At 41.2% G+C, this 20,354-nt stretch carries 22 protein-coding genes; 17 read left to right on the top strand and 5 right to left on the bottom strand.

Annotated features, from left to right (window positions below):
- Window positions 1-1,520: 1,520 nt before the first annotated feature.
- The 13 genes from flhD (at window position 1,521) to AABS66_RS07945 (ending at window position 14,053) form a co-directional block, all read left to right on the top strand.
- Window positions 1,521-1,871, top strand: a complete 351-nt coding sequence (gene flhD, locus AABS66_RS08005) for a flagellar transcriptional regulator FlhD (protein ID WP_206083829.1) — start codon at window positions 1,521-1,523, stop codon at window positions 1,869-1,871.
- Window positions 1,868-2,458 (top strand): flagellar transcriptional regulator FlhC, encoded by a 591-nt coding sequence (gene flhC / locus AABS66_RS08000; RefSeq protein WP_206083830.1) that lies wholly within the window; start codon window positions 1,868-1,870, stop codon window positions 2,456-2,458. Before flhD ends, flhC begins: the two co-directional genes overlap by 4 nt.
- 95 nt (window positions 2,459-2,553) lie before the next feature.
- Window positions 2,554-3,441 carry a flagellar motor stator protein MotA gene (motA, locus tag AABS66_RS07995; RefSeq protein ID WP_206083831.1) on the top strand — a complete coding sequence of 296 codons (888 nt, stop codon included), beginning with the start codon at window positions 2,554-2,556 and terminating at the stop codon, window positions 3,439-3,441.
- 7 nt (window positions 3,442-3,448) lie between these two features.
- Window positions 3,449-4,372, top strand: coding sequence for a flagellar motor protein MotB (gene motB, locus AABS66_RS07990; protein WP_430224751.1), 924 nt, complete (start codon window positions 3,449-3,451; stop codon window positions 4,370-4,372).
- A 98-nt stretch (window positions 4,373-4,470) separates the two neighbouring features.
- Window positions 4,471-6,525: a chemotaxis protein CheA gene (cheA, locus tag AABS66_RS07985; RefSeq protein WP_430224750.1), complete on the top strand. Its 2,055-nt coding sequence runs from the start codon at window positions 4,471-4,473 to the stop codon at window positions 6,523-6,525.
- Between the two features lie 16 nt (window positions 6,526-6,541).
- Complete coding sequence (gene cheW, locus AABS66_RS07980; protein WP_004909833.1) at window positions 6,542-7,039, top strand: chemotaxis protein CheW; 498 nt, start codon at window positions 6,542-6,544, stop codon at window positions 7,037-7,039.
- Window positions 7,040-7,142: 103 nt separating this feature from the next.
- Window positions 7,143-8,828 (top strand): methyl-accepting chemotaxis protein, encoded by a 1,686-nt coding sequence (locus AABS66_RS07975; RefSeq protein WP_206083833.1) that lies wholly within the window; start codon window positions 7,143-7,145, stop codon window positions 8,826-8,828.
- Between the two features lie 116 nt (window positions 8,829-8,944).
- Window positions 8,945-10,513 (top strand): methyl-accepting chemotaxis protein, encoded by a 1,569-nt coding sequence (locus AABS66_RS07970; RefSeq protein WP_206083834.1) that lies wholly within the window; start codon window positions 8,945-8,947, stop codon window positions 10,511-10,513.
- A gap of 128 nt (window positions 10,514-10,641) precedes the next feature.
- Entirely contained in the window at window positions 10,642-11,478 is an 837-nt protein-coding gene (locus AABS66_RS07965) for a CheR family methyltransferase (protein WP_206083835.1), read from the top strand.
- Window positions 11,478-12,545 (top strand): protein-glutamate methylesterase/protein-glutamine glutaminase, encoded by a 1,068-nt coding sequence (locus AABS66_RS07960; protein WP_206083836.1) that lies wholly within the window; start codon window positions 11,478-11,480, stop codon window positions 12,543-12,545. The genes AABS66_RS07965 and AABS66_RS07960 overlap by 1 nt, the downstream gene beginning before the upstream one ends.
- Window positions 12,546-12,584: 39 nt before the next feature.
- On the top strand, window positions 12,585-12,977 hold the full coding sequence (cheY, locus tag AABS66_RS07955) for a chemotaxis response regulator CheY (RefSeq protein ID WP_206083837.1): 393 nt from the start codon (window positions 12,585-12,587) through the stop codon (window positions 12,975-12,977).
- Window positions 12,978-13,001: 24 nt separating this feature from the next.
- Complete coding sequence (locus AABS66_RS07950; RefSeq protein WP_047756177.1) at window positions 13,002-13,640, top strand: protein phosphatase CheZ; 639 nt, start codon at window positions 13,002-13,004, stop codon at window positions 13,638-13,640.
- 113 nt (window positions 13,641-13,753) lie between these two features.
- On the top strand, window positions 13,754-14,053 hold the full coding sequence (locus AABS66_RS07945; protein WP_206083838.1) for a helix-turn-helix transcriptional regulator: 300 nt from the start codon (window positions 13,754-13,756) through the stop codon (window positions 14,051-14,053).
- A 7-nt stretch (window positions 14,054-14,060) separates the two neighbouring features.
- Here AABS66_RS07945 and AABS66_RS07940 read toward each other — a convergent pair whose 3' ends face one another.
- From AABS66_RS07940 to AABS66_RS07930, 3 genes are all read right to left on the bottom strand, one after another.
- Window positions 14,061-14,618, bottom strand: a complete 558-nt coding sequence (locus tag AABS66_RS07940) for a hypothetical protein (protein WP_206083839.1) — start codon at window positions 14,616-14,618, stop codon at window positions 14,061-14,063.
- Between the two features lie 95 nt (window positions 14,619-14,713).
- A complete protein-coding gene (locus AABS66_RS07935) occupies window positions 14,714-14,941 on the bottom strand; it encodes a CcdB family protein (protein ID WP_272538689.1) in 228 nt (75 codons plus the stop codon).
- The gene (locus AABS66_RS07930; RefSeq protein ID WP_430224877.1) at window positions 14,941-15,162 is read right to left on the bottom strand and encodes a type II toxin-antitoxin system CcdA family antitoxin; all 222 of its coding nucleotides are present in this window, start codon (window positions 15,160-15,162) and stop codon (window positions 14,941-14,943) included. Before AABS66_RS07930 ends, AABS66_RS07935 begins: the two co-directional genes overlap by 1 nt.
- Before the next feature lie 186 nt (window positions 15,163-15,348).
- On the opposite strand from AABS66_RS07930, the gene flhB reads away from it, so the two are divergent.
- The 4 genes from flhB (at window position 15,349) to AABS66_RS07910 (ending at window position 19,320) form a co-directional block, all read left to right on the top strand.
- Window positions 15,349-16,500, top strand: coding sequence for a flagellar biosynthesis protein FlhB (gene flhB / locus AABS66_RS07925; RefSeq protein WP_206083841.1), 1,152 nt, complete (start codon window positions 15,349-15,351; stop codon window positions 16,498-16,500).
- Window positions 16,493-18,592: a flagellar biosynthesis protein FlhA gene (flhA, locus tag AABS66_RS07920; protein ID WP_206083842.1), complete on the top strand. Its 2,100-nt coding sequence runs from the start codon at window positions 16,493-16,495 to the stop codon at window positions 18,590-18,592. The genes flhB and flhA overlap by 8 nt, the downstream gene beginning before the upstream one ends.
- Before the next feature lie 249 nt (window positions 18,593-18,841).
- Entirely contained in the window at window positions 18,842-19,045 is a 204-nt protein-coding gene (locus AABS66_RS07915; protein ID WP_412990643.1) for a type II toxin-antitoxin system RelE/ParE family toxin, read from the top strand.
- 107 nt (window positions 19,046-19,152) lie between these two features.
- On the top strand, window positions 19,153-19,320 hold the full coding sequence (locus tag AABS66_RS07910; RefSeq protein WP_241016826.1) for a helix-turn-helix domain-containing protein: 168 nt from the start codon (window positions 19,153-19,155) through the stop codon (window positions 19,318-19,320).
- A 92-nt stretch (window positions 19,321-19,412) separates the two neighbouring features.
- Here AABS66_RS07910 and AABS66_RS07905 read toward each other — a convergent pair whose 3' ends face one another.
- Both AABS66_RS07905 and flgM read right to left on the bottom strand, forming a co-directional pair.
- Entirely contained in the window at window positions 19,413-19,853 is a 441-nt protein-coding gene (locus AABS66_RS07905; protein ID WP_206083843.1) for a flagella synthesis protein FlgN, read from the bottom strand.
- A gap of 9 nt (window positions 19,854-19,862) precedes the next feature.
- The gene (gene flgM, locus AABS66_RS07900; protein WP_206083844.1) at window positions 19,863-20,165 is read right to left on the bottom strand and encodes a flagellar biosynthesis anti-sigma factor FlgM; all 303 of its coding nucleotides are present in this window, start codon (window positions 20,163-20,165) and stop codon (window positions 19,863-19,865) included.
- Window positions 20,166-20,354: the final 189 nt, after the last annotated feature.

The following is a 20,354-nucleotide window of genomic DNA, read 5'->3' as shown; positions in this document are numbered from 1 at the left end:
CTTATTGAGCTCGATGATATCAAGATGTTCATTTTGTGATCTTGTAGGCGCAAATGTACCTATAACAACATAGTTTTATTTAGAAACTATTTGGAAATAAAGAAACTAAATGTGAACAAAGTCGCAATTCTTATAATCTTTTTACTCCAGTAGACATACTTCATTTTGTTGAATTTGTACTCGAAAAGCTAACTGAATTATTTTAACTAAAATCAACTCATTTCAGTTAGATGTGTTCATCGACTAAGCAAATTTACTTAAGTTAAATTAGCGTTAAGCTGGATTTGTTAAAATAAAAGTATATAGTAATCAAAAGTTATAATAACGTTATGTTATTATGTTATTAACGTGCCAATGTAAAACCCTAAACAAATTAAGTAAAAATACAAATTAAAATACAAGATGTCAGCACTGTTTTATTCTTATTTTGAATGAGATAAAGCGAATAGGAAAATTGATAAGAAACAGAATGTTCTCAATTGAAACTTTGATTTTTCGTGATGCGTTCTTGGGTTTGGTTACCTGTAGGTTGATCATTTTATTAAAAAAATTAATTTTTTAGTTATTTTAATAAAAAAAACAAAAATAAATTGATTGAAAGTGTTTAGTTAAAAAAATAATAACAAGAAAATTACTAAAAATATAAATCGGCCAATAATACATAACACATATATTTAAGCTAAATATTTGTTTCATTACTGACAGGCTTTATAAAGTTTATTAATTTTATTAATATTATCATATGAGCATATTATAACCATAGTTTAATGATTCTAATGTAACATATATATATGGAGATAATATGTATGACAAAATAATATCTTTTTTCTCTTTGAACTGGATTGAATAATTTTGAATAACGCCTATTGCCATCATTAAACTTATTGAAAATTAATGATTAAGTTTTATTCCCAAATAGCCGATAATGAGGAATATCTATATTAGATTTTTGAGTTTCTCAATACCAAAGATTGATTTGGATCAATATTTTGATTTTGATGTTGTGATTGGTTTTTTTTGCTTTCAAATCACACATAAAGAGTGAAGGCTTTGATTAAAATCCTGTCATTTGGCTTAGGGTGATCTAAAATGTTGCGGATATTTTAGATAGGGAAAGACAAGATAAAGAAATAATAAAGATTATTTAATGAATCAATGGATAATTATCCCAATGAGATAAAAAGAAACATAAGTACCTTGAATAGTTAATTTAGTGGTGCATAATAATTGACGACTAATAATGACATCGGCAAATTCTGACTTTTACTGAAAGTGCTAAATTTTTAGTCACTCTTTATTGTTTGTAGGTATTCAGGAAATGTATTTAATTTAAGTTTGAAGATTTGTGTTTTTATACTCCAAACTGGGTATTGATTAACGGAAAACATGGGAAGTAATGGAATACATTTATCCAGTTTAATTAATTTTACTAATAACCAATTTTAGGCACACAAAACTTTCAAATTCATATTTGTTCTTTTTGCACACAGATGTTGATAAATATTCGGAAAGGAAAAAAAATGAGCTCGACGACAGATTTTCTGAAGCATATATACGATATTAACCTCTCATATTTGCTATTAGCCCAAAAACTCATCTCCCAAGAGAAAGCTTCTGCGATGTTCCGCTTAGGTATCTCTGATGCAATGGCAACTACTTTAGCAGACCTTACGCTTCCTCAATTGGTCAAATTGGCAGAAACAAACCAGCTAATCTGTCAGTTTAGATTTGAGAATAGCGACACAATTGAAAAGTTGACCCGCGACTCAAGGGTTGATGAATTACAACAAATTCATACAGGTATCCTCCTTTCGACCCGATTATTGCAAACGCATAATGAAGGCGACACTGATATAGCGAGAAAAAGATGAGTACCGCAGCTGAAAAAAGTATTGTCCAAGAAGCGAACGATATTCGCTTAGCCATGGAATTAATCTCTTTAGGCGCTCGCCTTCAAATGTTAGAAAGTGAAACCCAAATTAGCCGCGGCCGTTTAGTTCGATTATACAAAGAACTTCGAGGCTGCCCGCCACCAAAAGGTATGTTACCGTTCTCAACAGATTGGTTTATGACATGGGAGCAGAATATTCATTCATCCATGTTTTATAACGCCTATCAATTTTTACTGCAAAGTGGACATTGCCAAGGCGTTGATGCCATCTTAAAAGCTTACCGTTTGTATCTTGAACAATGTATTCCAGAGCCAGGTGATGAGCCATTATTAGCACTAACACGAGCTTGGACCCTCGTCCGTTTTGTTGAAAGTGGCATGCTACAAAGCTCAAAATGCAGCTGCTGCCATGGTTCGTTTATCACTTATGCGCACATCCCAGAAAATAGTTTTACTTGTAGTTTGTGTCAGCCGCCATCACGAGCAATAAAAAAACGTAAACTTTCCGAGCATCTCGCCGATATTACGCTATATCGACAGGATGGCATTACGAAAGCGGTAATGTAATTGGATTGATTTGGTCAACAGGCAAGTTTTTGCCTGTTACTCCTAATATTCCCTTTGACTGCCATCTGTTAACCAACGGAGTGAAAGGGAATATTGTGTTAATACTCATCGGGTATATCATTGTTACAATAGCGGTTATTGGCGGTTATCTCATGGTTGGTGGCCATTTAGGCGCGCTATATCAACCCGCTGAATTTGTTATTATATTAGGTGCTGGTTTAGGTGCATTTGTCGTGGGTAACAGTGGCAAATCCATTATCGCCCTATGTAAAGTATTACCGAAACTATTCCGCCGTTCTTCCTACAATAAAACGATGTCAATGGACTTGATGGCATTGTTATTTCAATTGCTCAATAAATCTCGCCAACAAGGGTTACTTGCCTTAGAAAAAGATATTGAAAATCCTCAAGAAAGCGAAATTTTTTCTCAATATCCTCGCATCCTCAAAGATGCATCCACCATGATGTTTATTGTGGATTATTTGCGTTTGATGGTAAGCAGTAACTTACAAAGTCATGAAATTGAAGCCTTAATGGATGAAGAACTCGAAACATTCCGCCAAGAAAATGAAGTTCCTGCATCTGGCCTAAATATGGTCGGTGACTCCATGCCTGCTTTTGGTATTGTGGCGGCGGTATTAGGTGTCGTGAATGCGTTGGGATCTGCTGATAGGCCAGCAGGTGAACTTGGCGCATTGATTGCCCATGCGATGGTTGGAACATTCTTAGGTATTTTAGTCGCTTACGGATTTATTTTACCCTTGGCAGCACTGATTAGATTACGCAGCAGCGAACAGCTCAAAATGATGGAATGTATCAAAGTGACATTCTTATCTGCATTACAAGGGTATGCGCCGCAAATTGCCGTAGAGTTTGGTCGTAAAGTGTTATTTAGTGCTGATAGGCCGTCATTCGTTGAACTTGAAGATAGAGTTCGCGAAGTAAAAGTGGGTGCTCGCTCACAAGAAACCACCGAGGAGTAACACTAGGATGGCAGCCAATACCCCTCATGTAATTCGAGTCAAAAAACGCAATTCTCATCATCAAGGTGGCCACGGTGGTTCGTGGAAAATCGCTTATGCCGATTTTATGACGGCGATGATGGCATTCTTTTTGGTGATGTGGCTGATTTCGATTTCAAGTCCTCAAGAACTCACGCAAATTGCAGAATATTTTCGAACTCCGCTTAGTACTGCAATTAACCCTGGTACCAAAAGTGGAGATGCGACCAACCCTATTCCGGGAGGCGGCAAAGACCCCATTTTTCGTGAGGGCGATGTGATGCCTGAACCGATTAATATTATTGACGGTAATGCCAGTTATCGGTTTGAAAAGCTTAAGGAAGCCCTTGAGCAGGCTATTTTAAAAGACCCACGTCTAAATGAGTTAAAACCGCATTTACTGATCGACATGATTAATGACGGTCTGCGCATTCAAATTGTCGATAGTGAAAACCGCCCGATGTTTCAAGTAGGTTCTGCGATAGTGGAACCTTACATGCGCGATATTTTACGCGCCATTGCCCCTTTGCTAAATGATGTACCTAACCGAATCAGCATTTCAGGCCATACCGATGATTTATCTTATGCCAACGGGGCGAATTACAGCAACTGGGAACTTTCATCAGACAGAGCAAATGCTTCGCGACGTGAGTTAATTCGTGGGGGAATGGATGAGAGCAAGGTTTTACGAGTGGTTGGTATGGCATCAGCGATTCATTTAGATAAAAACAACGGTCTTGCACCAATTAACCGACGGATCAGCATCATTGTTCTCAATGATGAGGAAACGAAACAAATTTTACGTGAATACGACGGAGCAAAACCGATTTCTGACGTATTGGGTAAACCAGCTACGAAGATAGCTACTGAGACTGTAGTGACGGCGAAAACACAGAAAAAAGCCGATGAATAGACTGTGTTTGTGAAGAGATACATTGTGATTTTTTATTGCCTGCCGGATTTTCCGGCAGTCAGCGTTAAGTGAAACCTAAGCGAAACTGGATAAAAACCATGGATATTACTGAGTTTTATCAAACATTTTTCGATGAAGCCGACGAGTTGCTCAGGGATATGGAACAACATTTACTTGAGCTTGATCCTTTTGACCCGGATAGCGAGCAGCTAAATGCCATTTTCCGTAGTGCGCACTCAATAAAAGGAGGTGCTGCAACCTTTGGTTTCACTCAGTTGCAAAACACCACGCACACACTGGAAAACCTGCTCGATAAGGCACGCCATGATGAGTTGGCCCTCACTCCTGACATCATAGATGTATTTTTGGATACCAAAGATGTTATGGCCTCGCAGCTCGATGCTTACAAAAATGATTCTTTACCCGATGAAGAGTCATTTAGACGAATTTGTGAAGTGCTTAGTCGTGTTGAGAACCATGCCGAAGAGGTCATTGAGGCAGAGTCTATTATTGAAGACATTGTACAAGTAGAAGAAGTGACGTCAGAAATTCAACAAATTGACGCTAAAGGGGAATTTTCGCATTACTTTAAAATCACATTAAGTGGACTTAAAGAAACCGAAGTCGATTTACTTGCCGACGAGCTCGAACTGTTTGGTCATTTATATCATACGGAAAAATCGACCGATAGCCTCCAAGTATGGTTAGGCACAAATACCGATATTGAGGATATTTGTGGGGTACTGTGTTTTGTGGTGGATGAATCACAAATTGCACAAGACGCTATCACGTTTGCTGATTGCCAAGCTTTTATGCCACAAGCAGAAAGAAAAAGTGAACCTGAAGCCGTTCAAGATGCGGAAATTGTGCTTCCAAAAGAAGTCGTTAACCCTACCGTGGTTTCGAGCCCTTCGAAAAAAACAGCAGTAACAAAACCGAAAGGGGACTCCAGCAGTATTCGTGTTGCCGTGGAAAAAGTCGATCAACTTATCAACCTGGTCGGTGAGTTAGTAATTATCCAATCCATGCTGACACAGCACAGCCAACACGTTGATCAAAATGAATACAGTGATTTACTGAGCTCTATTGTTCAATTGGAGCGTAACTCGCGAGCCCTGCAAGAGTCCGTCATGTCTATTCGTATGATGCCAATGGACTATGTTTTCAGCCGTTTCCCACGCATGGTGCGTGATATTGCCTCTAAATTAGGCAAGAAAATTGAATTAAAAGTGGAAGGTAGTTCGACTGAACTTGATAAGAGCCTGATAGAGCGCATTGTCGACCCGCTAAATCACCTTGTCCGTAATAGCTTAGACCATGGTATTGAAAAACCAGATGTCCGTGTGGCAAATGGAAAACCAGAAGCGGGGACATTGACTCTCGCAGCTGCACATCAAAGCGGCAATATTTGTATTGAGGTGCGTGATGACGGGGCAGGTCTAAACCGTGAGCGTATTTTGGCTAAAGCCCGCTCTCAAGGGATGAATGTGCATGATGGCATGAGTAACGATGAAGTGGCGATGCTTATTATGGCACCAGGCTTCTCCACTGCAGAAGTGGTGACTGATGTATCGGGTCGCGGTGTGGGGATGGATGTGGTGAAAAGGAACATTCAAGATATGGGCGGCCGTATCCAAATCGGTTTCACCGAAGGCAAAGGAACTATCATTCGAATTTTACTTCCTTTAACCCTTGCCATTCTTGATGGAATGTCAGTAAAAGTGGCAGAAGATGTTTTTATCGTGCCTTTAAGCGCCATCATCAGCACTTTACAACCACGACAAGAAGATATTTACCGCCTTGCGGGTGAAGAAAAAATGCTTTTAGTTCGCGGTGAATATCTGCCATTGGTCGAGCTACACCATGTCTTTTCTATTGAAGAAGCGGAGCGCAATTTGGATAACAGCATTGTGCTTATTATTCAAAATGCGGGGCACCGTTTTGCATTGCTTGTGGACAAATTGGTCGGACAGCAACAAGTCGTGGTGAAAAATATCGAAAGTAACTACCGAAAAATTCCAGGTATTTCTGCTGCAACGATTATGGGCGACGGTTCTGTTGCATTGATTTTAGATGTGGCTGAGCTGCAAAAAATGAATAACAGCATTTTGATCAAAAAGAAACATCAGGTTTCCCAACCTGTCGTGCACTAAATAGAGGCCATATACCATGTCTATGTTAGATGATGATTTAAATAAACACGAAGAAGAAAAAAACGGCGAAGGTTACCTTATTTTCACTTTAGGTGAGGAAGAGTACGGCATTGAAATTTTAAAAGTGCAGGAAATTCGGGGGTACGAGCAAGTCACTCGCATCGCAAATACACCTGACTTTATCAAGGGGGTTACGAACTTACGCGGAGTCATTATCCCAATCATTGATTTACGGGTGAAATTCTCTCATGAAAATGTGGTGTACAACGATAACACCGTTGTGATTGTTGTGAATTTAAAAGACCGAGTGGTTGGCATTGTGGTTGATGGCGTTTCGGATGTGTTGGTGCTCAATGAAGAGCAAATTGCACCGCCGCCCGATTTTGCAGTGACGTTATCCACCCAATATCTCACTGGTTTAGGGACACTCAATGACCGCATGTTGATTTTAGTGGACATTGAAAAGCTACTGACTAGTGACGAAATGGCGCTTATTGACAGCATGGCTGAGTAATTCTCAGCCTAAATAATTGCTCAAATAATAATAAGTCATTAACTAAAGTTTTTGGTTAGATGACCGATATCCAAAATACAACAAATAATGTTAGTAAAACGTCATGTACAGTCGAATTAAAATCGTATCAGGACTTTTGTCCGTCATTTTTATCTTTATTTTATTGCAACTGGTATCCAGTGGGTTGATGTTCACTAAACTCGGCGATAACAGCGACAGTATTAGTTATTTAAATTCACTACAACGCCAAAGACAAGTATTAACGGAAAGCTGGGTTAACCTTTTACAGGCCCGAGCCAATTTAAATCGGTCAATCAACGCCTACCTATTAGACGGCCGCAAAATTCAAGATGATGCGACAACAGAAGACCTGATTAAAGCGGCAAAACGTAACTTTAAAGCTGCGGATGATGCTTATGCTCGTTACAACAAGCTGATGCAAAGTTCAGAGTATGATAAAGCCAAGTTTGAACAGCTTTTTAGCACCTATGAAACCTACCGTGATGCATTAATTAAGCTCAGTGATTTCGCGGAAAAAGGAGACTTAGAAGGTTTCTATGCTCATAGAACATCGGGCCATCAAATGAAGTTCGAAGAGCAATTTAATGCTTATTTCGCCGATATTTCAGCCGATTTCCAAAGCGAAGTCGTTAATGCAGATAATAATTATCGCCAATCATTATATATGCTGGTGACATTATCGATTCTGCTCGCCTTTATTGGTTTCTTTAGTTATCGCTATGTGCGTAAAGGCATTATTGAGCCATTAGGTTTATTAAACGAGCGGATTAAAGTCTTCGCATCAGGTGATTTAACGCCTTCCATTACGACAGCCTCGAATAACGAAATTGGCGAATTAGCTAATGGCGTTCAGCACATGCAACAAGAGCTGATTAACACGGTTCGTGGTGTATTAGATGGCAGTGAAACTATTTACCAAGGCACCACTGAAATTGCCGCAGGTAATAACGACCTTTCTTCTCGTACGGAGCAGCAAGTGGCGTGTTTGGAAGAGACATCCGCCAGTATGAGCGAATTAACCGCAACGGTTAAGCAAAATACAGACTACGCCCATCAAGCTAGCGAGTATGCAAACCAAGCGTCTGTTATTGCGAAAGAAGGTGGAAAAGTGGTTTCCAATGTGGTGAGTACCATGTTGAACATTGCTGATAGCTCACAAAAAATCTCTGATATCACTGCAGTGATTGACAGTATTGCCTTCCAAACCAATATCTTAGCACTGAATGCTGCGGTTGAAGCAGCACGTGCGGGTGAGCATGGCCGTGGTTTTGCGGTCGTGGCAGATGAAGTGCGTAACTTAGCACAACGCAGTGCGGATGCCGCGAAAGAAATCAAAACATTGATTGAAGACTCTGTTTCAAGAACAGGAACAGGCGCGCGCCAAGCGGAAGACGCAGGTGAAACGATGACGAAAATTGTGGAATCGGTCACGCGAGTGACAGACATCATGACGCACATCGCAACCGCTTCTGATGAGCAAAGTAAAGGCATTTCGCAGGTCAGCATTGCAGTTGCTGAAATGGATAAAGTGACTCAGCAAAATGCCTCGTTAGTGGAACAATCAGCGGTTGCAGCGAATGTGTTAGAAGAGCAAGTCGCGAAACTGTCGCAGCTTATCTCTATTTTCCGTTTACCACCGTTAAAACAAAGTGAAATACGTAATACAAAACCAGCAGCAAGAACGGTATCCAATATCGTTAAAACGCCGGATTTAAAAAAACTATCATCGAAGGAACATAAAGATGATGACAACTGGGAAACTTTCTAAACATTAAGCATGGTTTCACGCTGCAAGGCTTTGGCTTTGCAGCGTTTCTGTGCATTAGAAAACAAGCAATGTTTTAAGCGAACAGCTCTCTTAGCTGGCACAAATGGGGATTATCTATGTTTGGTAAAAATATCCGAATTTCGGTGAGTTTATATCTGCTTCTATTTTTATTTTGTGGAATGCAGATTGTGTCGAGCGGGGTTTCTGTTGGAATTGTTGTTAGTGAGTTAAAAGCATTAGAACGTATTGATTTGGGCTCTGATAAGCGTGCAATGCTTGAGGAAACCAATAAACATTTAATACAAGCACGTAATAGCTTAACGCAAATTGCATTGCTGAATAAAGTGAGTGGCCATGACCAGCTTATTGAAGAAACACAAGTCACTTTTGGCAAACTATTAGAAGAAGCGCAAAAAGATTATACCACATTTAAAAACCAACCGATTTTGAGTGAAAAAGAAAACCTTGCAGCTCTTGATGCGAAATATCAAGCTTTTGTCGCAACACTCAAAGCATTAAAAACACACTTAGATAACAAAGATATCGCAGCTTACATTGAGCTTCCAGCCCAAGAAAATCAAGATCAATTAACCCAAGTAATTGATGAATATCTTGAATTATTGAATGCTGAAAATGATGAATCTCTTTCTGCTGCACGCATGTACAACACCTTTGCGTGGAGCTCATTTTGTTCGGTGATTGTGATTATTATTCTGGTGATCGCGTTTGCTCATTATTGGATGAAACGTAAAGTGATTAACCCATTGAAAAGTATGGGTGAACACTTCGCTTTAGTGGCTGATGGCAAACTGAACCAAAATATTGAAATTACGACGGGCGATGAAATCGGTGAAGTATTTGGCAAACTCAAACAAATGCAAGAATCGTTAGCCACTTCCGTCAGTGCATTGCGTTCGAATACTGACCAAATGTATACCGGTATTCGTGAAATTGCTTTAGGTAATAATAACTTATCATCGCGGACTGAACAGCAAGCTGCATCCCTTGAAGAAACGGCAGCCAGTATGGAAGAGCTAACAGCGACCGTTAAGCAGAATGCGGATAACGCGCGTCAAGCCAGTGAGCTCGCCGTCAGTGCATCGAAAACGGCAACGAAAGGCGGTGAAATTACCGAAGATGTTATCGATACCATGACATCAATTTCTAACAGTTCGCAAAAAATTAGCGCAATTATTAGCGTGATTGATGGCATTGCTTTTCAAACCAATATTTTAGCCCTAAATGCAGCGGTTGAAGCGGCGCGTGCGGGTGAGCAAGGTCGTGGGTTCTCCGTTGTCGCTGGCGAAGTTAGGGCATTGGCACAACGTAGTGCTGAAGCGGCAAAAGAGATTAAAACGTTAATTGATGAGTCTGTGGGGCGTGTAAGTCAAGGTTCCCAGCTGGTGAATGAAGCGGGTGCGACCATGAGCGAACTGGTTGCTGCAGTTAATCAAGTAACTGAATTAATGGGAAATATTGCGTCTGCATCGAATGAGCAAAGCCGTGGGATTGAGCAAGTTGCTACCGCAGTGAGTCAAATGGACTTAGTCACACAGCAAAACGCTGCATTAGTCGAGCAATCGACCAGTGCAACTGCGGCACTGGAAGACCAAGCCAATAACTTAGTGGATACTGTGGCATTTTTTGAGCTCCCTGAAAATGCAGTAAACCGTAGTCGGTATTAAGTGTTGAGAAAACTCACAATGAGTTTTCGGCAGAGGGAAATGAATCGTTTTGTGCATTTCCCTTGCCATTAAAGGCAGCGCATTAGGTGGCTGCTTCTGGATTTTTATTGAATAGGACGACAAGTACGATGCTTTTTGTACCACAGATAGAACCACTGACTGATGATGAGTTTGGTCGGGTTTGTCGATTTATTCATAAAAAATCAGGCATAGTCCTAACCATGAATAAAAAAAATATGGTCTATAACCGGCTATTAAAGCGGTTACGTGACTGTAATCTCGACAACTTTTCTGACTATTTACGGATGCTTGAGCGCGAGCCACATAACGCGGAATGGCAAGCTTTCGTCAATGCATTGACCACAAATTTAACCGCATTCTTTCGTGAGCCACACCATTTTGTCACGTTAACGGATTTTATTCGTACACGTAAAAATAACCCAATCACCATCTGGTGTGCAGCTTCTTCAACAGGGGAAGAGCCTTATTCTATCGCGATGACATTAAGTGATGTACTGGGGCCAAATGCCGTTAATGCCAAAGTGATTGCCAGTGACATTGATACGGAAGTGCTTGAAAAAGCGAAACAAGGTGTTTACCGCATCGAAGAGCTGAAATCACTTAGTGCACTTCAGCGGCAACGTTACTTTATGAAAGGTGTGGGGGAATTTGAAGGGTATGCACGAGTCAAGCCCGCGTTAAGGCAGATGATTGAATTTCGTTACTTAAATTTGAGTGACCATGACTGGCAGCTCCAACATCGCTTTGATGCAATTTTTTGCCGTAACGTAATGATTTATTTCGATAAAGAAATGCAAATAAAAATGCTTGAGCGTTTTGCACCACTGCTTAAGCCAGATGGCTTGTTATTTATTGGGCATTCAGAAAATTTATCACAATTAACACAACGCTTTGTGATCAAAGGACAAACCGTCTACAGCGTGCAAGCTGAAAGGAGGGGGTAATGAAAAAAATTAAAGTGCTATGTGTGGATGACTCAGCACTGATGCGTCAATTAATGCGTGAAATCATTAATAGCCATGAAGACATGGAGGTGGTGGATACAGCGCCTGATCCTTACGTTGCACGTGATTTAATTAAACAGCTCGAACCTGATGTGATCACGTTAGATGTTGAAATGCCTCGTATGGATGGTATTGATTTTTTAGAAAAATTAATGCGTTTGCACCCAATGCCAGTGGTGATGGTATCTACATTGACATCAAAAGGCTCCGAAGTAACGCTTAAAGCGTTAGAGCTTGGTGCGGTGGATTTTGTCACTAAACCACAAATCGGCATTCGCGAAACCATGATGAGCTACCGTGACATTATTGGTGAAAAAATTCGTGCGGCGGCAATGTCTAAGATCACTCAACGCAGTCGGTTTGCACGGCCAGAGAAAAAAATGTCTGAGCCAGTTGCTCAAGCCAAAGCGTTGTCCCCATATGTGTGTAACAGCCGTGTGATTGCGGTTGGCGCATCTACTGGCGGGACAGAAGCGATCCGCCAATTTTTAGAAATGCTACCCCGTGAATGCCCACCTGTGGTGATCACGCAGCATATGCCCGCAGGATTTACCCGCTCATTTGCTGACAGACTGAATAAATTGTGTGTACTAACGGTAAAAGAGGCAGAAAACAACGAGTTACTGCAAAAAGGACACGCCTATATCGCGCCAGGTGATTCTCACATGTTGATTGCAGATAAAGGCAAAGGTTTCCAAGTGATTTTGCAACAAAGTGAACCCGTTAATCGCCATCGCCCGTCAGTAGATGTGCTATTTGATTCAGTAGCTCAATGTGTCGGACGAAAATGCATTGGTGTGTTATTGACTGGTATGGGGATGGATGGCGCCAAAGGGTTATTGAATTTACGTAAACAAGGGGCGATTACTTACGCGCAGAACGAAAGTAGCTGTGTGGTATTTGGTATGCCACGAGCTGCGATTGAAATGGATGCAGTGGACGAAGTGCAAGATATTCGAAAAATTGCCCCAAGTGTTTTAGCAAGACTTTCTTCTGTCACTGTGTAGCAGCGGCGGAAATTCACAATTGTATTTGAAGGAGTGGTTATGGCCGCTAAAGATCTTAGTTTTCTGGTTGTTGATGATTTTTCTACCATGCGTCGTATCGTCCGTAACTTATTAAAAGAGCTCGGGTTTAGCAAAATAGAAGAAGCAGAAGACGGTGTTGATGCATTAGAAAAAATCCGTGCGGGTAACATCGACTTTGTTGTTGCAGACTGGAATATGCCAAATATGGATGGCTTAGAACTGCTTAAAACAATTCGTGGCGATGATGCACTTAAGCATATCCCAGTTTTGATGGTAACGGCGGAAGCGAAAAAAGAAAACATCATTGCTGCTGCACAAGCAGGGGCAAGTGGTTATGTGGTTAAACCGTTCACTGCCGCTATCTTAGAAGAAAAACTGAACAAAGTATTTGAAAAAATGGGACTGCAATAATAGTGAGTGCCAAAGGAGATTTTCATGACTGAGCAAGTGGGTATGGAAGGTATTCGCAATGGTAATGATGATTTAAAACAAGTCATTACACGCATTGGTACGCTGATGAGAACCTTGCGTGAAAGTATGCGCGAATTGGGGTTAGAAAAAAGTGTCCAACAGGCTGTTGCAAGCATTCCAGATGGGAAAGACAGACTGCGTTATATCGCGCAAATGACGGCGCAAGCGGCAGAAAAAACCTTAAATGGCATTGATGTCATCAAACCACTGCAAGTGGATATGAATAAAAATGCGCAGACGTTGCAACAGCAATGGCAAGAAACAGCGACTGGTGTGGTTCCTACACAATTGCGTGAGTCAACAGAAGCTTTTTTAGGGCAAGTGATCCAAGACAGCGAAACCACTAAGGCTGAATTACTGGAAATCATGATGGCGCAAGATTTTCAGGACTTAACAGGGCAAGTCATTAAAAAAATGATGGAAGTGGTTGAAGAAGCGGAAAAACAACTGCTGGCATTGTTAATGGAAAATACGCCACCTGAAATGCGTGCGAAAACACAAAACGAAAGTTTACTCAATGGCCCGCAAATCAATAAAGAAGGCGTTAATGTGATGGCATCACAGTCGCAAGTTGATGACCTGCTTGATGAACTTGGTTTTTAGGTTATTACGATAACCTAACCGCTTTTTATGGAGCTACATTAGTTGATAACGATTAACGTAGCTTCATATTATCCATTTCAATTAGTTAACTTACTGTGATCGAGTGTATTCAGATGATAAATAATGATTTGATTTCTACTTTGATAAATGATGAAAAAGGAGAAAGACGAGAAGAACTTGACCAAGAAACCGCTTGCCTTGAATTAGAAATGCGCAAAGCGTTAATTAGCCAGTTGCGTATGGCTCGCCTTGCTAATAATTTTACGCAAGTTGAAATTGCTGAAAAAATGCAAACACAAAAGCAAAATATTTCTCGTTTAGAAAAAGGGCAGTTTGACCCTAAACTCGGTACGTTACTCAAATATGCGCAAGCTGTTGGCATGCAAATTACGTTAAACCCAACGACTAAATAATATTGTGCTAGTCATGTTGGTAGACGGCAATAATTTTACTGCCGAGTACATGTTCAAATTGGGCAATAAAATCATCGCTAATATCCCAATTATGAAAGCTAAAACCTAGATTGCCAAAGGCCCATTGAGGGTTAAATTGCCAACCGAAAAGCGGTGAATGAAAATTGCATTGAAAGCAGGATAAGCTTTCGTTTTTTCCTTCATACCAATCAGAAACGGCATCACCCCATGCATGACTGTGTTCTGTTTGTTCATTGCCGCATTGTGGGCAGTAAATGCCAATCCCATTGCCGCCTGCATGAAAAACAGTGCGTTCTGTGACAATGGATAGGGTATTTTTTAATTGGTTTTCAGGTAGTTGGGTGGGAACAATACTGCCATCAATAACATATAAAATAGGTTCTTTATAAGCAGGCATTGGGCGATAAATTACCTTATCATATTCAATCGCTTGAAAGCTAGGGTCGATGATCCCTTGTGTTTGTAGCCAATTTAGCATGCGAGCCGCTTCTTTTGGCGCATCTTCAAGTGTGATATCGGGGGCGACTAGGTGGCAAGTATCCATAAGAACCTTATTAATTAAAACCCATCAATGAGTAGGGCAATGGCTTTTTTGATATGTTCTCTTTCATTGTTTAACTTATTGATTTGTTTGGGAAATTATAATTTTGGTACAGCGGCCATTAAGTGAGTCATTAAAATATAGTCATGGTCAAGAACCGAAAGGCATGGGGTTAGTTTATCAGGCACGGGCTGATGTAATAAATCACTATCATATAAAGGGATGACCAATCGAGTATTCAGGATATCAATAATATCACTTTGAATATCAAATAAGTAGGGAGCATGAATAGCATCGCCTCTATTTTGATAGAGATGGTATTGCATTAAAATTCCTTGTATTTGTCTGAGAATAGTCCATGCTCTTTGCTGATCCTATTGAGTTCATTGAAACCCGCGATGTTTTTTTCTTTCCACTTTATGGTTTCCACTTTTTTTAATTCTTCGGCTAATGCCTTACATAAGATGGCTGATAAATTCCTTATACACGTGTATTCACCCGTGTAAGCTGTCACGGTTTCGTGTGAATATGGATATTTTATCGCCATTTTTGAGCAGCGCGAGAAAAATATAATTGCCCGTTTTTTATTTGCCAAGCGCTTCGCAAAGTTGCTGTCTTATTGCTCAATAGGCAAATAACCCCCTCGAACTGCGTCTATTTTCCACCATTGATTTTTTTACACTCTGTCATGCTATAGCGATAACTCGTATTTTCGCTAAATTTTGGAACCACGGTGTCCGACGAGAGTGATGTAGAAAAAACAGAAGAGCCCACCCCCCATAAAAAGCAAAAAGCCAAAGATGATGGGCAAATCGTTCGTTCAAAGGAACTTAGCTCGCTAATGATGATGTTGGCGGGTATCAGTTTGCTCTGGTTAAGCGGGGGGCACCTTGCGGCACAACTTCGCCAAATTGCCCGACAAGGCTTTATTTTTGATGGCCATTATTTGCAAAATACAGGCTTAATGATCAGCTATTTAGGGCGTGTGGTCAGTGAGGCATTATTTGCATTATTGCCTGTTATTGGCGGTTTAGCGCTCGTCGGGATTTCCGCGTCGTCTTTAGTGGGCGGGTTAGTGTTTAACAGTAAATTGATTAAGTTCGATTTAAAAAAGCTCAACCCAATTAAAGGGCTAAAACGTATTTTTTCAATGAATGCGTTATCAGAATTGTTCAAGGCAATTTTGAAATCATTGTTTGTTGGGTTGGGGGCATTTATTTTTTTATGGCAAAGCTGGCCTTCATTGCTGCATTTAGTGATGGAGTCACCTGTTACCGCACTGAGTAATGCCCTGCAAAAAGTGATTTTTGCGGGGTATTTGATTGTGTTTTTGCTGATCCCAATGGTGGCATTTGACGTGTTTTATCAATTTCGCTCTCATTTGAAGAAATTGCGTATGAGCCGCCAAGAAATTAAAGATGAGTTTAAGCAGCAAGAGGGTGACCCACATATTAAAGCGAAAATTCGCCAACAACAGCGGGCGATAGCGCGAAATCGCATGATGGCGGATGTGCCACTTGCCGATGTGATAGTGACTAACCCCACGCACTATGCAGTGGCGCTGAAATATGATGATAAACGTATGGGGGCACCAAAAGTGTTGGCGAAAGGCGCAGGGGTGATAGCGCAGCGCATTAAGGAAATTGGTGAAGAACACCGAATATTACAATTAGAAGCACCGCCGCTTGCAAGGGCGTTATATCGTCATGCAGAGATAGGGCAAAGCATCCCTGTCGCGTTATATGCGGCGGTTGCAGAAGTTTTAGCATGGGTTTACCAACTGCGCCGCTGGCGTCGTGAAGGTGGGCTCAGACCGAAAAAACCGAAAAATTTACCAGTGCCACCGACGCTGGACTTTGCTGGAGATAACAATCGCGATGGCTAATTTGGCTGCACTTTTAAAATTGCCGAAAAACTTACAAGGAACGCAGTGGCAAATACTCGCGGGTCCAGTTCTAATCTTATTGATTTTGTCGATGATGGTATTGCCATTACCCGCATTTTTATTGGATTTACTGTTTACCTTTAATATTGCGCTTTCCATCATGGTGTTATTGGTGGCGATGTTCACTAAACGAACCCTTGATTTTGCTGCATTTCCAACTATCTTACTATTCGCCACGCTATTACGCCTATCGTTGAATATCGCATCAACACGAATTATTTTGTTGGATGGGCATACAGGGCCTGACGCTGCAGGTCGAGTCGTTGAGGCATTCGGCCACTTTTTAGTGGGCGGCAACTTTGCCATTGGTATTGTGGTATTTATCATTCTGGTTTTGATTAACTTTATGGTTATCACCAAAGGAGCGGGGCGTATCGCCGAAGTGGGTGCTCGCTTTGTGTTAGACGGAATGCCTGGTAAGCAAATGGCTATCGATGCTGACCTCAATGCAGGGATCATCAATGATGATGAAGCCAAAAAACGTCGTGCAGAAGTGACGCAAGAAGCGGATTTTTACGGTTCGATGGACGGTGCCAGTAAATTCGTACGTGGCGATGCTATCGCGGGGATCATGATTATGGTGATCAACGTGGTCGGCGGGTTAATCGTTGGTGTAGGTCAACACAATATGTCGCTAGGGGAGGCCACGAGCGCCTACACTTTGCTGACAATCGGTGATGGTCTTGTTGCCCAAATTCCTGCGTTGATTATCTCCACAGCGGCAGGGGTTATCGTAACTCGTGTTGCGACGGATGAAGACGTCGGTGAGCAGATGGTCAACCAACTGTTTAATAACCCACGTGTTATGTGGTTGAGTGCAGGTGTTTTGGGTTTGATAGGCCTGATCCCAGGGATGCCAAACTTTGTCTTCTTGTTATTTACAGCAGCACTTGCGGGATTAGGTTGGTATTTAGTACGTAAATCCCAACAACCAGAAAGTGCAAAGGGCGATAATAACCAAGCACAACATTTCCAAGAAGCCAACAAGGTGGTAGAAGCCACGTGGGATGATGTGCAATTAGAAGACTTATTGGCAATGGAGGTGGGCTACCGTTTGATCCCACTTGTGGATAACGACCAGCAAGGTGAATTATTAGGCCGTCTGCGAGGACTGCGTAAAAAATTCGCTCAAGAAGTCGGTTACTTACCGCCAGTTGTCCACATTTGTGACAATTTAGCGCTTTCCCCTTGTGAGTACCGTATTTTAATTAAAGGTGCAGAGGTAGGACGCGGCGAAGCGCAACCAGGGCGTAGTTTAGCCATTGATCCTGGTAATGCCGCGGGGACGTTACAAGGGGATGCAACAAGAGAGCCCGCTTTTGGTTTACCTGCAGTTTGGATTGATGACGACTTACGCGAAGAAGCGCAAATTCAAGGTTATACCGTGGTTTCAGCGAGTACGGCGGTTGCAACACACTTCAACCAAATTTTACTGCAAAACTCGAGCACATTATTTGGTCGCCAAGAAGCACAAATGCTGTATGACCGAGTGAAAAAAGAGATGCCGAAACTGGCAGATGACCTGATCCCAGACACGATTTCGTTAACGATTTTGCATCGTGTTTTGCAAAATTTATTAATGGAAGATGTGGTGATCCGCGATATGCGCACCATCATTGAAACGTTAGCGGAAATGGCAGGGGAAAATGGTGAGCAAAAAGACACTGATTACCTCACATCACAAGTTCGTATTGCACTAGGCCGTGCGATTACTCAGCAATGGTTTGGTAATGCGGAAGAAATTCAAGTGATTGGGTTAGATGCCGGACTGGAACAAATTCTTCTGCAAGCGGCGAAAAATGGCGGTGGATTAGAGCCAAACCTTGCGCAGTTTATCCAAACGCAAGCGGAGCAAGCGGTTTCTCACCAAGAGGCGATGGGTGCGCCTAATGTCTTGTTAGTGAACCATGCGTTGCGGGTAATTCTTTCGCGCTTTTTGCGCCGCAGCTTGCCACAATTGGTGGTGATGTCGAATTTAGAAATGACAGATCACCGTAAAATTAGAATGACGTCAATGATCAGCGGCAGTTGATAAGAGCGTGTATTCGCCAAGATGAATGGCGAATATTATTGAGATAAAAGGAGCGGGGAGATTCTTATCAAGCCGCTCTTTTTTTTGTATACCCCATACGGGAATCTAACCTGAATTCGGATTTACTTTTATTTTAACTGAGCTGTAGTAATTTTTACTATAGTTAATTATGGGGGCTATGGATAGCTATCTATAAAACGAAGATGTTTAATCATAGTATCAAAAAAGATAAATATTAGTGATTTTGAATTGATTAATACGGTAATGGATGTGTTTGCAGGCCAATATGAAGCCCATCTTGGTAGTGGCGTTATTAAAAAGCGTTTACCACTACAAGGAAAAGGAAAAAGCGGAGGCGTCAGAAAGCTTATTTTTATAAGCAGGAGCGGCACTTATTTTTGTATATGCTTGGCTGAAATCTCGTTTAAATGCAAAAGGAACCAAAGAAATTGAGGACGATACACTTGAATCTTATAAAGATATCGCGAAGGTACTTTTGTAATTAGATGATGAAAAAATAATGAAAATGCTAAAAGCTAACTTGTTAGTGGAGGTTAATTATGAATAATAAAATTAATGAGTTACTGCAATTTGCCCATCTTACACCAATGACAGGGGAAGATATTAAGCGCATTCGTGAGCAAAATAATATCTCACAATCTTCCCTTGCACTTATCTTAAACATGACGAAAGAGAGTGTGTCTAAGTGGGAAAGAGGGGGAGATTAAGCCTAATGGCGCGCCATTGAGGCTTCTCACAATGATAGATGAGAGAATGTTTATTATTTAATTAATGCATTTTAAATAAACTGCTCTGCAAGCTAAATCGAAATTTTCTTACCTAAAACAGGGCGTTTTGATTCTAAGCCATCAGCACCATAGGTAGATTGGTTATTGTGTTTTTTGACAAAGTTCAGGCGCTGGGTATTGAGCTCAATGTGTAATTGCAGCATTTGATGGTTACGATAATTTAGCTCTTTAAGATCAGTCGTTAACACTTTAATCGCTTCCCATAGACCAGCCAAGGCCGCATCGCTTTCGTAGGGAGCGGTGATTTCAGCCTGTGCCTCAAGCTGTAAGCGATGGGTTTCACCGTGGCCGATAGCCGCGACAAGAAAGCGTTTTTGCTCAGTCGTTTCTTGGAAGGGTGATGGCGGCACACGGTGATAACCTAATAAGATTTCTTCATTTTTCATCACGATTTGCAGTGATTGTAAATGGGAAAGTTGCTGCTCTAGCAATATCAGTAATTCATCAGTCATAACGGTTATTTATTTCATTGATAACATGCATTCGTGGGCATCGCGTAAAATACCATCTGCAATTTTTTCCGCATCCATCGTTAGGGTGCCATCTTTAATAGCTTGTTTAATTCTTTCAACTTTTGCGAGGTTGATATCAGAGGCTTGCGGTTGCAATAATTTTTTTTGTAATTCGCTAGGTGCAAAAGTACTTTCTTTGACAGTGACATCAGCAGCAACTTTTTTATCGCGCATCGGGGCCGCCGCATCTTGCGGATCACGGTTTGTTACTTGAGTCAGCGCAGAAATTGCAGGGGTTTGCTCAATAGCCATAATGTATTTTCCTATTCCCGATTTTTATCATATGTCAGTTATCGGCGTATTTTTGGGGATCTTTAGTCTGTATAGTGTTACAAAATGTTGCTTTTATTCGTCATATTTCAAGTCGCCTCTGTGTTAACTGCGCTCATTCGCACTAGTCACTTACTTATGTAAGCTCCTAGCGACTCATTCACTTGTTGC

Origin of the sequence: Providencia sp. SP181, assembly GCF_050446505.1 — a bacterium.
In the GTDB taxonomy this organism is placed as follows: domain Bacteria; phylum Pseudomonadota; class Gammaproteobacteria; order Enterobacterales; family Enterobacteriaceae; genus Providencia; species Providencia vermicola.
The sequence above is the reverse complement of the archived record's forward strand: the minus strand, read 5'-3'. Positions and strand labels throughout refer to the sequence as shown.